Source organism: Pseudomonas serbica, assembly GCF_028823535.1.
Classification (GTDB): domain Bacteria; phylum Pseudomonadota; class Gammaproteobacteria; order Pseudomonadales; family Pseudomonadaceae; genus Aquipseudomonas; species Aquipseudomonas serbica.
In genome coordinates, this window is the sequence record NZ_JAQIYM010000088.1 from 1 (window position 1) to 13,743 (window position 13,743).

At 62.2% G+C, this 13,743-nt stretch carries 11 protein-coding genes; 5 read left to right on the forward strand and 6 right to left on the reverse strand.

The window, feature by feature from the left end:
- Positions 1–92 precede the first annotated feature (92 nt).
- On the reverse strand, positions 93–1,193 hold the full coding sequence (locus tag NQL71_RS29865) for a polyamine ABC transporter substrate-binding protein (protein ID WP_046818763.1): 1,101 nt from the start codon (positions 1,191–1,193) through the stop codon (positions 93–95).
- Positions 1,194–1,665: 472 nt separating this feature from the next.
- Between NQL71_RS29865 and NQL71_RS29870 the strand changes: the two genes are divergently transcribed.
- The 3 genes from NQL71_RS29870 to NQL71_RS29880 all read left to right on the forward strand — a co-directional run bounded on the left by NQL71_RS29870 (position 1,666) and on the right by NQL71_RS29880 (position 4,804).
- Entirely contained in the window at positions 1,666–3,042 is a 1,377-nt protein-coding gene (locus NQL71_RS29870; protein ID WP_046818762.1) for a pyridoxal-phosphate dependent enzyme, read from the forward strand.
- Entirely contained in the window at positions 3,039–4,217 is a 1,179-nt protein-coding gene (locus NQL71_RS29875; RefSeq protein WP_248687837.1) for a trans-sulfuration enzyme family protein, read from the forward strand. Before NQL71_RS29870 ends, NQL71_RS29875 begins: the two co-directional genes overlap by 4 nt.
- A gap of 92 nt (positions 4,218–4,309) precedes the next feature.
- The gene (locus NQL71_RS29880) at positions 4,310–4,804 is read left to right on the forward strand and encodes a PaaI family thioesterase (protein ID WP_046818760.1); all 495 of its coding nucleotides are present in this window, start codon (positions 4,310–4,312) and stop codon (positions 4,802–4,804) included.
- Positions 4,805–4,834: 30 nt separating this feature from the next.
- Here NQL71_RS29880 and NQL71_RS29885 read toward each other — a convergent pair whose 3' ends face one another.
- On the reverse strand, positions 4,835–6,244 hold the full coding sequence (locus NQL71_RS29885; protein ID WP_046818759.1) for a DUF2252 domain-containing protein: 1,410 nt from the start codon (positions 6,242–6,244) through the stop codon (positions 4,835–4,837).
- Between the two features lie 167 nt (positions 6,245–6,411).
- Between NQL71_RS29885 and NQL71_RS29890 the strand changes: the two genes are divergently transcribed.
- Positions 6,412–6,861 carry a YajG family lipoprotein gene (locus tag NQL71_RS29890; RefSeq protein ID WP_046818758.1) on the forward strand — a complete coding sequence of 150 codons (450 nt, stop codon included), beginning with the start codon at positions 6,412–6,414 and terminating at the stop codon, positions 6,859–6,861.
- Between the two features lie 15 nt (positions 6,862–6,876).
- Here the strand turns inward: NQL71_RS29890 and NQL71_RS29895 are convergent, their stop codons facing one another.
- Together NQL71_RS29895 and mqo are read right to left on the reverse strand one after the other, a co-directional pair.
- Positions 6,877–7,131, reverse strand: coding sequence for a hypothetical protein (locus tag NQL71_RS29895; RefSeq protein WP_143512486.1), 255 nt, complete (start codon positions 7,129–7,131; stop codon positions 6,877–6,879).
- Positions 7,132–7,173: 42 nt separating this feature from the next.
- Complete coding sequence (gene mqo, locus NQL71_RS29900; protein WP_046818757.1) at positions 7,174–8,817, reverse strand: malate dehydrogenase (quinone); 1,644 nt, start codon at positions 8,815–8,817, stop codon at positions 7,174–7,176.
- Between the two features lie 362 nt (positions 8,818–9,179).
- On the opposite strand from mqo, the gene ilvD reads away from it, so the two are divergent.
- A complete protein-coding gene (gene ilvD / locus NQL71_RS29905; RefSeq protein WP_077186101.1) occupies positions 9,180–10,862 on the forward strand; it encodes a dihydroxy-acid dehydratase in 1,683 nt (560 codons plus the stop codon).
- 125 nt (positions 10,863–10,987) lie between these two features.
- Here the strand turns inward: ilvD and NQL71_RS29910 are convergent, their stop codons facing one another.
- Positions 10,988–12,409, reverse strand: coding sequence for an aldehyde dehydrogenase family protein (locus NQL71_RS29910; protein WP_274643813.1), 1,422 nt, complete (start codon positions 12,407–12,409; stop codon positions 10,988–10,990).
- A gap of 9 nt (positions 12,410–12,418) precedes the next feature.
- Positions 12,419–13,726, reverse strand: coding sequence for an omega-aminotransferase AptA (aptA, locus tag NQL71_RS29915; RefSeq protein ID WP_274643814.1), 1,308 nt, complete (start codon positions 13,724–13,726; stop codon positions 12,419–12,421).
- Positions 13,727–13,743: the final 17 nt, after the last annotated feature.

A 13,743-nucleotide genomic window follows, 5' to 3' on the forward strand; every position in this document is an offset into this window, starting at 1 on the left:
GCTTGCTCGCGAAGGCGGTATACCCGTCGACATCATCGTTGCCTGACCCTCCGCTTTCGCGAGCAAGCTCGCTCCTACAGGTGTAGCGCGGTTTACTTGTCCGACTTGATGGAGGTCCACACCCGGGTCCGCACTCGCTCCAGCTTTTGCGGCAACGGTTGCACGACGTACAGGGTCTTCAGGGCCTCAGGCGTCGGCGTCAGGTTCGGGTTGCCGGTGATTTCCTTGTTGATCAGCGGCAGCGAGTCCGTGTTGGCATTCGGGTAACCGAGGAAATCGCTGATCGGTGCGATGACTTTCGGGTCGAGCAAGGTGTTGAGAAACTCGTGGGCTTCCTCGACGTTCTTCGCGCTTTTCGGAATGGCAAAGGTGTCGAACCAGATCGGCGCGCCCTCCTTGGGCAAGCGCCAATCGACCACCACCCCGTTGCCGGCTTCCTTCGCACGATTGCCGAACTGGTAGAAGCTGCCGGAGTAGCCGATGGCCACGCAAATATCACCGTTGGCGATATCGGTCATGTACTTGGCCGAATTGAAATAGGTGACATAGGGGCGAATCTTCAGCATCAGCGCCTTGGCTTTTTCGTAGTCATCGGGGTTCTGGCTGTTCGGGTCCAGCCCCAGATAATGCAGGGCCAGCGGCAGAATCTCCGAAGGCGAGTCGAGCATGGCGACACCACAGGCCTTGAGCTTCTCCATGTTCTCGGGCTTGAACACCAGGTCCCAGCTGTCCACCGGCGCATTCTCGCCCAGCGCGGCCTTGACCTTGGCCGGGTTGAAGCCGATCAACACGGTGCCGTACATGTAAGGCACGCCGTACTGGTTGCCGGGGTCGTTCTTGTCCAGCAACTTGAGCAGCGCCGGGTCCTGGTGCTGCCAGTTGGGCAACTTGGACTTGTCCAGTTTCTGGAACACGCCGGCCTTGATCTGGGTCTCGATGAACTGGTTCGACGGCACCACCAGGTCATAGCCGGAGTTGCCGGTCAGCAGCTTGGCTTCCAGGGACTCATTGGTGTCGAAGGTGTCCCAGGTGACCTTGATGCCGGTTTTCTCGGCGAAGTCCTTGGGCACGGACGGCAGGATGTAGTCCGCCCAGTTGTACACCCGCAATTCGCGCTGCTCGGCGTGTACGGCGCTGGCGAGCAGCGTCAGCCCGCAAACGGTGGCACCCAATAGGCGTTTGATTGTGTCCATGGATCAATTCCCCAAGTCAGCTCGATGGTTTTTATGTGCTGTACACGGCAGTGCCCGGCAAAACAGCCAAAGGCAAGGAAGATCAGGTTACTGTTTATCGATGGGGAAGCTGAAGTGCATCAGCCTCCGGTTTCGATTCTTGCCGACCGCCCGACCGGTTCATAGCGCGGGGTTGGCCAAAAGGAGATCGTAATGGCCATTATCGGTGTCCGCATGGCCGATTGTGCAGCCGCGCCGGCCTGTTCTACGCCAGCACGCTGGTGCCCTTCCCGTTTGCCCAGGCCATCCCCCTACGGTTTCGCCAGCGGCGCGCCCTTCCAAAAAAAACCCGATGTCGGGGGTACTTTCGCCCGGACGGTTGCGAGTGTGGCGATCCCGGCCTATGGTCCAGACACAACAATTTCATGACTGGCGCGATCAATCGCCGCCGTCTTTTTGTCCATCCATGGTGCTAGCGCAACGAGGTGACGACATGCCCAACGACTCCCGCCCTGCCGTACTCGAACTGATCGGTAACACGCCACTGGTACGCATCAGCCGTTTCGATACAGGACCCTGCACACTGTTTCTCAAGCTCGAATCACAAAACCCCGGTGGTTCGATCAAGGACCGCATCGGCCTGGCAATGATCGACGCCGCCGAGCGCGATGGCCGCCTGCAACCCGGCGGCACCATCGTCGAAGCCACGGCCGGCAACACTGGCCTGGGCCTGGCGCTGGTGGGCCGCGCCAAGGGCTATCGGGTGGTGCTGGTGGTGCCGGACAAGATGTCCACCGAGAAGGTCTTGCACCTCAAGGCCATGGGCGCCGAGGTGCACATCACCCGCTCCGATGTCGGCAAAGGCCATCCTGAGTATTACCAGGACGTCGCCGCGCGGCTGGCAGCAGAAATTCCCGACGCCTTCTTCGCCGACCAGTTCAACAACCCGGCCAACCCGTTGGCCCACGAATGCAGCACCGCGCCGGAGATCTGGGCGCAGACCCAGCATGATGTGGACGCGATCGTCGTCGGTGTCGGTTCGGCCGGCACACTCACCGGCCTGACCCGTTTCTTCAAACGCGTGCAGCCGGATCTGGAAATGGTCCTGGCCGACCCGGTCGGTTCGGTGATGGCCCAATACAGCCGCAACGGCACCCTCCCTACCCCCGGCTCCTGGGCGGTGGAAGGCATCGGCGAAGACTTCATTCCGTCGATTTGCGACCTGTCCAGCGTGCGCCATGCCTATTCGATCAGCGACGAGGAAAGTTTCGACCATGCCCGTCAGTTGTTGCGCGCCGAAGGCATTCTCGGCGGGTCCTCGACCGGTACCTTGCTGGCCGCCGCCCTGCGTTATTGCCGCGAACAGACCGAGCCGAAACGGGTGGTCAGCTTCGTCTGCGACACCGGTACGCGTTACCTGTCGAAGGTCTACAACGACCAGTGGATGAACGATCAAGGCCTGTTGCAACGCAAGCACTACGGTGACCTGCGCGACCTGGTCGCGCGGCGCTTCGAGGACGGCCGGGTGATCAGCGTCGGCCCCGACGACACCCTGCTCACCGCGTTCCAGCGCATGCGCCTGGCGGATGTGTCGCAACTGCCGGTGCTGGTGAACGGCAAGCAACTGGTCGGCGTGATCGACGAGTCGGACATCCTGCTGGGCGTGCATGAAGACGCTACGCACTTTCGCAAGACGGTATCCAGCGCCATGACCGATAAACTGCAAACCCTGTCCCCCGGAGCCTCCCTGGCAGATCTGGAGGCAGAGCTGGGCCGTGGTCTGGTGGCGATCATTCAGGATGCCTCGGGGTTCCACGGGCTGATTACCCGAACCGACATGCTCAATCACCTGCGGAGATCCCTGCCATGAGTCAGCACGATGAAAATGCCCCGCCACAGGGCTTTGCCACCCGCGTGATCCATGCCGGGCAAACGCCGGACCCTTCGACCGGCGCGCTGATGCCGCCGATCTACGCCAACTCCACCTACCTGCAACAGAGCCCCGGAGTACACAAAGGCCTCGACTACGGGCGTTCGCACAACCCGACGCGCTGGGCGCTGGAACGTTGCGTGGCTGACCTCGAAGGCGGCACCCGGGGCTTTGCATTCGCCTCGGGCCTGGCGACCATTTCCACGGTGCTGGAACTGCTCGACGCCGGGTCGCACATCGTCTCGGGCAATGATCTCTACGGCGGCACCTTCCGCCTCTTCGACAAGGTCCGCCAGCGCAGCGCCGGGCACCGCTTCAGCTTCGTCGACCTGACCGACCTCGACGCCTTCGAAGCGTCCCTGCAGGACGACACGCGCATGGTCATGGTCGAGACGCCGAGCAACCCTCTTCTGCGCCTCACCGACCTGGCCGCCATTGCCCGCACCTGCCGCGACCGGGGCATCATCTGCGTGGCCGACAACACCTTTGCCAGCCCGTGGATACAACGCCCGCTGGAACTGGGTTTCGACATCGTGCTGCACTCCACCACCAAGTACCTCAACGGCCACTCCGACGTGATCGGCGGCATCGCCGTGGTCGGGCAGAACGCCGAATTGGCCGAACGCCTGGGTTTCCTGCAGAACGCGGTGGGCGCCATCGCCGGGCCGTTCGACGCCTTCCTGACCCTGCGCGGGGTCAAGACCCTGGCGCTGCGCATGGAACGCCACTGCAGCAATGCGCTGGAACTGGCGCAATGGCTGGAACGTCAGCCGCAGGTCGCCCACGTCTACTACCCGGGCCTGCCCTCGCACCCGCAGCACGAACTGGCGCGCCAGCAGATGCGCGGCTTCGGCGGGATGATCTCCGTCGACCTGGACACCGATTTGGCCGGGTCCCGACGCTTCCTGGAAAACGTGCAGATCTTCGCCCTGGCCGAAAGCCTGGGCGGGGTTGAAAGCCTGATCGAACACCCGGCGATCATGACCCACGCCACCATCCCCGTGGACACCCGCGCGCAATTGGGCATCGGCGATGCGCTGGTGCGGCTGTCGGTGGGGGTGGAGGATGTGGAAGACCTGCGTGCGGACCTGGCGCAGGCCCTCGCACGGATCTAAGGGTACCGAGCCCCTGTAGGAGCTGGCGAAGGCTGCTCCTACAGGTAACAGCGGTTATGATTGAGAATTGACGCTCAACCGGATCCCACGACATGTCCCAACTCGACACCTCCCTGCAAGACTGCGCCGCACCCGACGGCGTGTGCTACGGCTGCGGCAGCAGCAATCCCCACGGGCTGCACATCAAGAGCTATTGGCATGAGGACGGCGTGCATGTCATGGCCGAGCATGTACCAGAGGCCAAATATTGCGGCTGGCCGGACCTGGTCTACGGTGGACTGATCGCCATGTTGGTCGATTGCCATTCCAACTGGGCGGTCATGGCCTATCACTACCGCGCGGAAAACCGCGAGGTCGCCAGCCTGCCGCGCATCAATTGCGTCACCGGCAACCTCGGCATCAAGTTCATCAAGCCGACCCCCATGGGTATCCCGCTCACCCTGCGGGCGCGGGTCGAAGGGGAAGTCGGACGCAAGACGCGGGTCATCTGCGAAGTCTTTGCCGGGGACGTGTTGACCGCGGTGGGCGACTCCATTTTCGTCCGGGTCGATGCCGCGCAACTGGCAGACAACGCGCACGGGCGCTAGGTACCAGGTGCCAGCCACGCCGGTCGCGGGTCAATCTTCCTCCATGTACGCGGTGATACGCCCGGATCGGTACGCGGCCAATAGCGCGGCATAGTCCTTGGCGTTCTGATCGGCATAGGCCACGGCAAATTTGCCGATGGCCTGGTCGAAGCTGTCCGATTTGCCCAGGTAACCGCTGATGAGGGCAGCATCCCCGGAGTTGGCGTGGGCACGGGCAAGCGTCTCGCCGCACCAGCGGCAGTAGCGCTTCAAGCTCGCTGCCGTGATGCCTTCAATAGGTGCCGACATCTTCATGTCGCGCAGTTGCCGAACGAAGAAGTCACGACCGTTCTGGCCACGGGTCCAGCCCAGGAAGATGTCACTGGAGGACTGCATCAGTCGCTGCCCGGTGACAACGCGCTGCCCCTGGTTCTCGTATTCGCTCTTGCCGGCGTAAGGCGCCAACACGGAGGGGCAGGCTTCCTTGAATTGCAGGAGCAACGGATTATTTTCTGCGCTAAAGAACAGGCCGACGAAACAATAGGTTCCCACGCTGCCGATCCCGACAGCCTTGACGGCAATGTCCTCGAGGCGATAACGATCAAACAGCACACGCCGTTCATGGGGCAGCGACTGGCGATAATCCTGCAGCGCCACGCGGGCTCGCTGCAGGAAGTCTGGTTCGTCTACATGAAACAGGATCGGCGGCTGATCGATCAGCCGACGACGACCTGCCACCTCGCTGCTGATTTTCGGATAGAGATAATCGCCGACCCTGGCCCGGGCCCTCTCCACCACTTGTTCGCGAAGCTTTTTGATCTCGGCCGTGGGCGCCCTGTCGATGATCGACTGTGCATCCAGACGCTCATACCAGACCTCCAGCGGGCTCAACTTCGACAGCTTGCGCAAGCGCTCACGGTAGGCACGTACGCACTCCATCGCGATGCCCTTGGCCACTTTATCGCCGATCCGGTTGTCCCGGGCCGCCACGACAAAACTGATCGCCAGGCGTTTTACATCCCACTCCCAAGGCGCGGGGAGCGTTTCGTCGAAATCATTGATGTCGAAGATCAGGTTGCGCTCGGGGGTGGCAAACAAGCCGAAATTCAACAGGTGGCAATCGCCACAGGCTTGCACCTCGATACCCGAGGTTGGGGTCGTGGCCAGGTCATACGCCATCAAGCCTGCTGAACCACGCAAAAAAGTGAACGGGCTGCGCAACATGCGCCCGTAGCGCACGGGTACCAGCTCGGGCAGTCGATAGCGGTTGGACTTTTCCAGCAGCTGGATCGGGTCGCGATGTTTTCGTGGCGGTTTCCATTCGGCGTGCAGCGCATGGGGCACGCTCTGGCTTAGTCGTTCACCAGCACTCAGGCGCTCCTTGCGCGAACGAAAGACCGGCTCCTGCATGGCCGGGGTGGATTTACCGGCGTTGGCGGGCTTGCTCTTGCGGGGAGCCATGTTCACTCCTTGGCCAAGGCTCAACGGAGAGCCCGACGCCATTGAGTCTAGATCCGCTTTGCGACCTGTGCCCGCTTGCAGCGCCTAAAAATCGACAGCCTTCGGCGCTCGATAAATAGGCTATACCCACTAATCTCCCCCCTGTTGTTCTTCACAGGAGTTCTGCAATGAAGCCCAGACATTCACTGGTGGCGCTGATGGTCAGCGCCAGCCTGTTCGGCTGTGCCACCTCATCGAACCAAAGCGTGTCGGTCACCCTGGTTGCCACCCGGCAGAATACTGGCCAGATCGGCAATGTCGCGTTGTCCGCCTGGGACCAGCAAACCGGACTGAGTTTCTTCATCAGCGGCGTGCCAGGCGGTGCCGCCCTGCCCCTGCGACTCTACAGCTTCATCAACAAAGGCAGTTGCCAGAATCCCGGTCCCGTCGCCTACGCCATGAATGACAGGGTCAACACCGAGCGCCAACCGATTCGCGGCTGGACGTTCTCCAGAAGCGTGCCCGTGGCCTTGCCTGTGTTGCTGTCCGGTGAATATCACGTCGTCGTGCGAACGGCAGCGACGGATGGCAACGTCGATATTTTCTGTGGGGACATCAAGCAACAAGGCCCGGCGTAGCAGGCGCCGCCTAGCTCACACCGGCGAAATCGTTGCCAGCACACCGATCAGAATGGTCAACACCAGGAAACCACCGAGGAAAAACGCCATCTTGCCCATAAAGCCTCCAACATTTCGAAAGTGCGGTGCACCGCGGCTACGGCGGCGAAACTTGCCGACATTGTGGGGCTCGGGCTGAATGCATAACAGGGGCAGAAAGCGCTGAAAAATACGGATCAGATGAAACCGCAGGAGCGAATATGCCCCTGCACGGGATACAAAAAAGCCCACTGGCCATCCCTGGCGCAGTGGGCTTTTTGATCAGGCGCTCAGTTACAGCGCCATATCAGCCGCAGCATTCTCTTTCGGTGCCTTGGCCTTCTCAGCCTCGACAGCCGGAGCAACCACCTGGCCAATCGCCGGTGGCGGAGTCAGTTCCAGCACCTTGGCGGTGTAGGCCCATTCCTCGGCAACCTTATCCGGGCTGGCGTTGAGCTGGGTGCCGTAGCTCGGCACGATCTGGTGCAGTTTTTCCTGCCAGGCCGGGGTCGCGACCTTGTCCTTGAACACTTTCTGCAGCACGGTCAGCATGATCGGTGCGGCGGTCGAAGCGCCTGGGGACGCGCCCAGCAGGCCAGCGATGCTGCCATCCTGGGAAGCGACGATTTCAGTGCCCAGTTTCAGCACGCCACCGGCGGCTTCGTCACGCTTGATGATCTGCACGCGCTGGCCGGCTTGCCACAGGCGCCAGTCTTCGGCCTTGGCGTTCGGGAAGTATTCCTTCAGGGCGTTGAGGCGGTCTTCATCCGACAGCATCAGTTGCCCGGCGAGGTACTCCACCAGCGGGTATTCCTTGATGCCAACCTTGGTCATCGGCCACACGTTGTGCGTGGTGGTGGTGGTCAGCAGGTCCAGGTACGAGCCTTCTTTCAGGAACTTGGTGCTGAAGGTCGCGAATGGGCCAAACAGGATCACGCGCTTGCCGTCCAGCACGCGGGTGTCCAGGTGCGGAACCGACATCGGCGGTGCGCCAACGGAGGCTTTGCCGTAGGCCTTGGCCAGGTGTTGCTCGGCGATGGTCGGGTTCTCGGTCACCAGGAACGAGCCGCCTACCGGGAAGCCTGCGTATTCCCGGGCTTCAGGAATGCCCGACTTCTGCAGCAGGTGCAGGGCACCGCCGCCGGCGCCGATGAACACGAACTTGGCGTCGGTTTCGGACTTGCTGCCGTCTTTCAGATTCTTGTAGCTGACGCGCCAGCTGCCGTCTGCGTTCTTGGTGATGTCCTGCACTTCGCTGGACAACTTCAAGTCGAATTTCGGCGTGGTTTGCAGGTGCGCAACGAACTGGCGCGTGATTTCGCCGAAGTTCACGTCGGTGCCGATCGGGCTCCAGGTGGCCGCGACTTTCTGGTTCGGGTCACGCCCTTCCATCATCAGCGGGACCCACTTCTTGATCACGGCCGGGTCTTCGGAGTACTGCATGCCGGCGAACAGCGGGCTCGCCTGCAGGGCTTCGTAGCGCTTTTTCAGGAACTTGATGTTGTCATCGCCCCACACGAAGCTCATGTGCGGCGTGGAGTTGATGAACGAACGCGGGTTCTTCAGCACGCCCTGCTGGACCTGCCAGGCCCAGAACTGGCGGGAGATCTGGAACGCTTCGTTGATTTCAACGGCTTTCGGAATCGACACGTTGCCCTTGTCGTCTTCCGGGGTGTAGTTCAGCTCGGCCAGGGCAGAGTGACCGGTACCGGCGTTGTTCCAGCCGTTGGAGCTTTCCAGGGCGACGCCGTCCAGACGTTCGATCATTTCCATCGAAGTGCCGGGTTCCAGCTCATTGAGCCAGACACCCAGGGTCGCACTCATGATGCCGCCGCCAATCAGCAGCACGTCGACTTTTTTGGCTTCTTCGGCCTGGGCTGTCGTCATCCCCAACGACAAGGCCAGCCCCAGCAGGGCCGTGTTCACTTTCTTAAACATCTGTAGCACCTATGATAAAACGCCATCCGCCCCTCCATCTGCAATCGCGAGCCGCTTGTTTCACGGCATTCAGGCAAGTCTGCCGCGGGTTCTCGCACATGATTCCGGAGGGTGGGCACACAAGGCCGATTGCATGCATCGACCCCAGTTATATGTCCCTACTGAACTGACTTTTTATCTTTTTTGGCTTCAGTTACTTGAGCGACAGTGATTCTGCTCGCCCGTCTCAAGGACAGGAAAACTGAATAGATCAAACCAAGTTGTTGCGAAGAATATCACGACAAGGCCAGCCCGCGCGTGATGGTTGCTGTGCAGGGGTGTCTATACTCAGTGGTCACCAGTTGAGCACGCGGGGAACAGCCATGAGCGACAAAGACGATCTGCGCAAATATTCCTCCGAGGTGATCGATGGTGTGGAGGCCGCGCCCGCCCGCGCCATGCTGCGTGCCGTGGGCTTTACCGACGAAGACTTCAAGAAACCGCAAATCGGCATTGCTTCCACCTGGGCCATGGTCACGCCCTGCAACATGCACATCGACAAACTCGCGATCGAAGCTGAAAAGGGGGCGAATGCCGCCGGCGCCAAAGGCGTGATTTTCAACACCATCACCATTTCCGACGGCATCGCCAACGGCACCGAAGGCATGAAGTATTCACTGGTTTCCCGTGAGGTCATCGCCGATTCCATTGAAGTGGTGGTCGGGTGCGAAGGCTTTGACGGTCTGGTGACCGTGGGCGGTTGCGACAAGAACATGCCTGGCTGCCTGATCGGCATGGCGCGGCTCAATCGGCCGTCCATTTTCGTCTATGGCGGCACCATTCGCCCGGGCGCCGGCCACACCGACATCATTTCCGTGTTCGAGGCTGTCGGTCAGCATGCGCGCGGTGATATCAGCGAAATCCAGGTCAAGCAGATCGAAGAAGTGGCGATCCCCGGCCCCGGTTCCTGCGGCGGCATGTACACCGCCAACACCATGGCCTCGGCCATCGAAGCGCTGGGCATGAGCCTGCCCGGTTCCAGTTCCCAGGACGCCGTGGGCAGCGACAAGGCCTCGGACAGCTTCCGCGCCGGCCAGCAGGTCATGGAACTGCTCAAGCTCGACCTCAAGCCCCGTGACATCATGACCCGCAAAGCCTTCGAAAACGCGATCCGCGTGGTGATCGCCCTCGCCGGCTCGACCAACGCCGTGCTGCACCTGTTGGCCATGGCCAATGCCGTGGATGTCGAGCTGACCCTGGACGACTTCGTCGAGCTGGGCAAGATTTCCCCGGTGGTCGCCGACCTGCGCCCCAGTGGCAAATACATGATGAGCGAGCTGGTGGCCATAGGCGGCATCCAGCCGTTGATGAAACGCATGCTGGCGGCCGGCATGCTGCACGGTGACGTGCTGACCGTGACCGGCAAGACCCTCGCCGAAAATCTCGAAAACGTGCCCGACTACCCCGCCGGCCAGGACGTGATCCTGCCCTTCGATCAGCCGATCAAGAAGGACTCGCACCTGGTGATCCTGCGCGGCAACCTCTCGCCCACCGGTGCCGTGGCCAAGATCACCGGCAAGGAAGGCCTGCGCTTCGAAGGCACGGCCAGGGTGTACCACGGCGAGGAAGGCGCGCTGGCCGGCATCCTCAACGGCGAGGTGCAGGCCGGTGACGTGATCGTGATTCGCTACGAAGGGCCCAAGGGTGGGCCGGGCATGCGCGAAATGCTCTCGCCGACCTCGGCGGTAATGGGCAAAGGCCTGGGCAAGGAAGTGGCGCTGATCACCGACGGCCGCTTTTCCGGCGGCTCCCATGGTTTCGTGGTCGGGCATATCACGCCCGAGGCGTTTGAGGGCGGGCCTATCGCCCTGGTCGAAGATGGCGACCGGATCACCATCGATGCGCAAACCCGGCAGATTACCGTTGAGGTCTCCGACGCGGAGCTGGCCGAGCGCAAGAGCCGCTGGGTAAGGCCAGAGTCGAAGTACAAGCGCGGGGTGTTGGCCAAGTACGCGAAGACGGTGTCCAGTGCGTCGGAGGGGGCTGTGACCGATAAGTATCTTTAACCCAAAGGTTTATGTTGCCTGTACTGTCGCATTCGCGAGCAAGCCCGCTCCCACATTGGAATGCGATCGAATGTGGGAGCGGGCTTGCTCGCGAAGAGGCCTTTACATTCACCCTGTACAGAAAATCATGCCTGATAGCCGAACATCGATTTGACTTCGAGGTAGTCCTCCAGCCCGTGCACGCCCCACTCGCGGCCATTGCCAGACTGCTTGTACCCGCCAAAAGGCGCGCCGTTGTCGGCCTTGCTGCCATTGAGGTGGACCATGCCGGTGCGCAGGCGCCGCGCCACTGCCCGGGCCCGCTCCAGGGAGCCCGCCGAGACATAGCCTGACAGCCCGTAGGGGCTGTCGTTGGCGATCTCGATGGCTTCGTCTTCCGTGTCATATGCGATGATCACCAACACCGGTCCGAACACTTCCTCGCGGGCAATCGGCATGTCCGGGCGGACATCGGCAAACACCGTCGGCTTGACGAAATAGCCCTGGGTCACCCCTTCGGGACGCCCGACGCCGCCACAGACCAGCCGCGCCCCTTGATCGACGGCGGCACCGATCAGGGCCTGCACCCGCTCGAACTGCGCCACATTCGCCAGCGGCCCCATGGAGCTGGACGCCTGGCTGTCGTCGAAGCAGATTTGCCCCGCAACCGACTTGGCAATGTCTATCGCCTGCGCTTGCAATGCCCGCGGAATCAACAAACGCGTCGGCGCGTTGCAGGACTGGCCGCTGTTGCGAAAACAGCTGCTCACACCATGACGTACCGCCGACTCGATATCGGCATCGGCAAGGATCAGGTTGGCCGACTTGCCGCCCAGTTCCTGGGACACCCGCTTGACTGTATCCGCCGCAGCCTTGGCCACCGCAATCCCCGCTCCGGTCGAACCGGTGAACGAGACCATATCGATGTCGGGGTGCCGGGCGATGCCGTCGCCGAGGGTTGGGCCATCGCCATTGATCAGGTTGAACACCCCCTTGGGCACGCCGGCCTGGTGAAGGATGTCGGCGAGCAACATCGCCGATAACGGCGCCTTCTCGCTGGGCTTGAGCACCAGGGTGCAACCCGCGGCCAGCGCCGGCGCAATCTTGCAGGTCAGCTGGTTGAGCGGCCAGTTCCAGGGCGTGATCAATCCGCAGACGCCAATCGGCTCGCGGCTGATCAGGGTACTGCCGTGCGGCCGGTCGAACGCATAATCGCGCAGCACCTCGAAGGCCCGCTGCAGATGCCCCAGTCCCGACGGCACATGGGCGCTGCGCGCCAGTGACAGCGGCGCCCCCATCTCCCGGTGCACCAGTTCCACCAGCGCTTCGCTGTGCTGGCGATAGCCCTCGATGATCGCGGCCAGCAGGTCCAGACGCTGCTCGCGCGACCATTGCGCGTACAGAGGGAAGGCACGCCGCGCCGCTGCGACGCCAAGGTCGAGATCGGCGCGGGTGCCCAGGCTGATCGAAGCGATGGCGCATTCGGTGGACGGATCGATCACCTCCAGGGTTTCTCCGCCCAACGGACGGACCCACGCACCATCGATATAAAAATCCAGATGGTTCATCGGGCCTCCTCAGGCAACTTGATCGAGTACGCGCTGCAAGGTGTCGAAGATCAGCGTGATCTGTGCTTCGCTGATGATCAGTGGCGGCGACAGCACGATGTTCTCGCCCGAAGCACGCACCAGCAGGCCGGCCTCGAAACACCGCTGGGCGACTTCACCGGCGCGAGCACCCGGTGCGCGATCGCGGGATTTGAGTTCGACCGCACACAACAGGCCGATGGCCCGCACATCCTGCACCCATTGCTGCTCACGAAGGGCGAGTGCCGCGCGTTGCCATAGCGCAGACACCTGCTGAACGTGAGCATTGATACCCAGTTCCTCATGCACAGCCAGGGTCGCCAGCGCCGCTGCACAGGCCAACGGATGAGCGGAATAGGTGTAGCCGTGCATCAATTCGATGGCTTGCTCGGGGCCCTCCATGAAGGCGTCGTAGACCGCGCCACTGACCATCACCGCGCCCATGGGCACAGCGCCGTTGGTCAGGCCCTTGGCCAGGGTCATCAGGTCTGGCGTCACGCCAAACGCCTGGGCCGCGAACGAGTGCCCCAGGCGCCCGAAACCGGTAATCACCTCATCGAAAATCAGCAACACGCCATGCAAGTCACAAATCTCGCGCAACCTTTGCAGGTACCCCACGGGCGGCGCATAGACCCCGCCGGAACCGGTCACCGGTTCGACAATCACCGCGGCCACCGTCGCCGGGTCGTGGATTTCCAGCAACTGCAGCAGTGCCTCTGCATACTGCGCGCCCTGCTGCGGTTGGCCTTCGCTGAAACGCAAGCTGGCGTCATAGGGCAGCGGCAGGTGCGCGACGTCGCCGAGCAGCGGTCCGAAGTCGCGCTTTTGCCGGCCGATACCGGACACCGACAAGCCGCCGAACCCCATGCCGTGATAACCCTTGGCGCGGCCGATCAACTTGGTCCGGCGACTGTCACCGCGGGCCTGATGATAGGCTCGGGCGATCTTTAGCGCGGTGTCCACGGCCTCGGAACCGGAGTTGGTGAAGAACACCTTGTCCAGCCCCGCCGGCGCAATCGCCGCCAATTCGTCGGCGATGGTTAGCGCCGCCGGATGGCTCATCTTGAACGAAGAGACGAAGTCCAGGCGCCCCGCCGCTTCGCGGATCGCTTCGACGATACGTGCCTGGCCGTGACCGGCGTTGACGCACCAGAGCCCGGCCATGGCGTCGAGCACCCGGTGGCCCTGGGTGGTGGTGTAATGCATGCCCTCGGCGCTCTCGAACAGCATCGGCTGGCGATTGAATTGACGCATCGGGGTAAAGGGCGCCCACAGCGCCGACGTGGAAATCTGGTTCATGTGCGGTGTCCATCCAG

Coding starts and splice junctions, on each gene's coding strand:
- NQL71_RS29880 (WP_046818760.1), top strand. CDS start 4,310: ATGTCCCAACTCGACACCTCCCTGCAAGACTGCGCCGCACCCGACGGC.
- NQL71_RS29875 (WP_248687837.1), top strand. CDS start 3,039: ATGAGTCAGCACGATGAAAATGCCCCGCCACAGGGCTTTGCCACCCGC.
- ilvD (WP_077186101.1), top strand. CDS start 9,180: ATGAGCGACAAAGACGATCTGCGCAAATATTCCTCCGAGGTGATCGAT.
- mqo (WP_046818757.1), bottom strand. CDS start 8,817: ATGTTTAAGAAAGTGAACACGGCCCTGCTGGGGCTGGCCTTGTCGTTG.
- NQL71_RS29865 (WP_046818763.1), bottom strand. CDS start 1,193: ATGGACACAATCAAACGCCTATTGGGTGCCACCGTTTGCGGGCTGACG.
- NQL71_RS29890 (WP_046818758.1), top strand. CDS start 6,412: ATGAAGCCCAGACATTCACTGGTGGCGCTGATGGTCAGCGCCAGCCTG.
- NQL71_RS29885 (WP_046818759.1), bottom strand. CDS start 6,244: ATGGCTCCCCGCAAGAGCAAGCCCGCCAACGCCGGTAAATCCACCCCG.
- aptA (WP_274643814.1), bottom strand. CDS start 13,726: ATGAACCAGATTTCCACGTCGGCGCTGTGGGCGCCCTTTACCCCGATG.
- NQL71_RS29870 (WP_046818762.1), top strand. CDS start 1,666: ATGCCCAACGACTCCCGCCCTGCCGTACTCGAACTGATCGGTAACACG.
- NQL71_RS29910 (WP_274643813.1), bottom strand. CDS start 12,409: ATGAACCATCTGGATTTTTATATCGATGGTGCGTGGGTCCGTCCGTTG.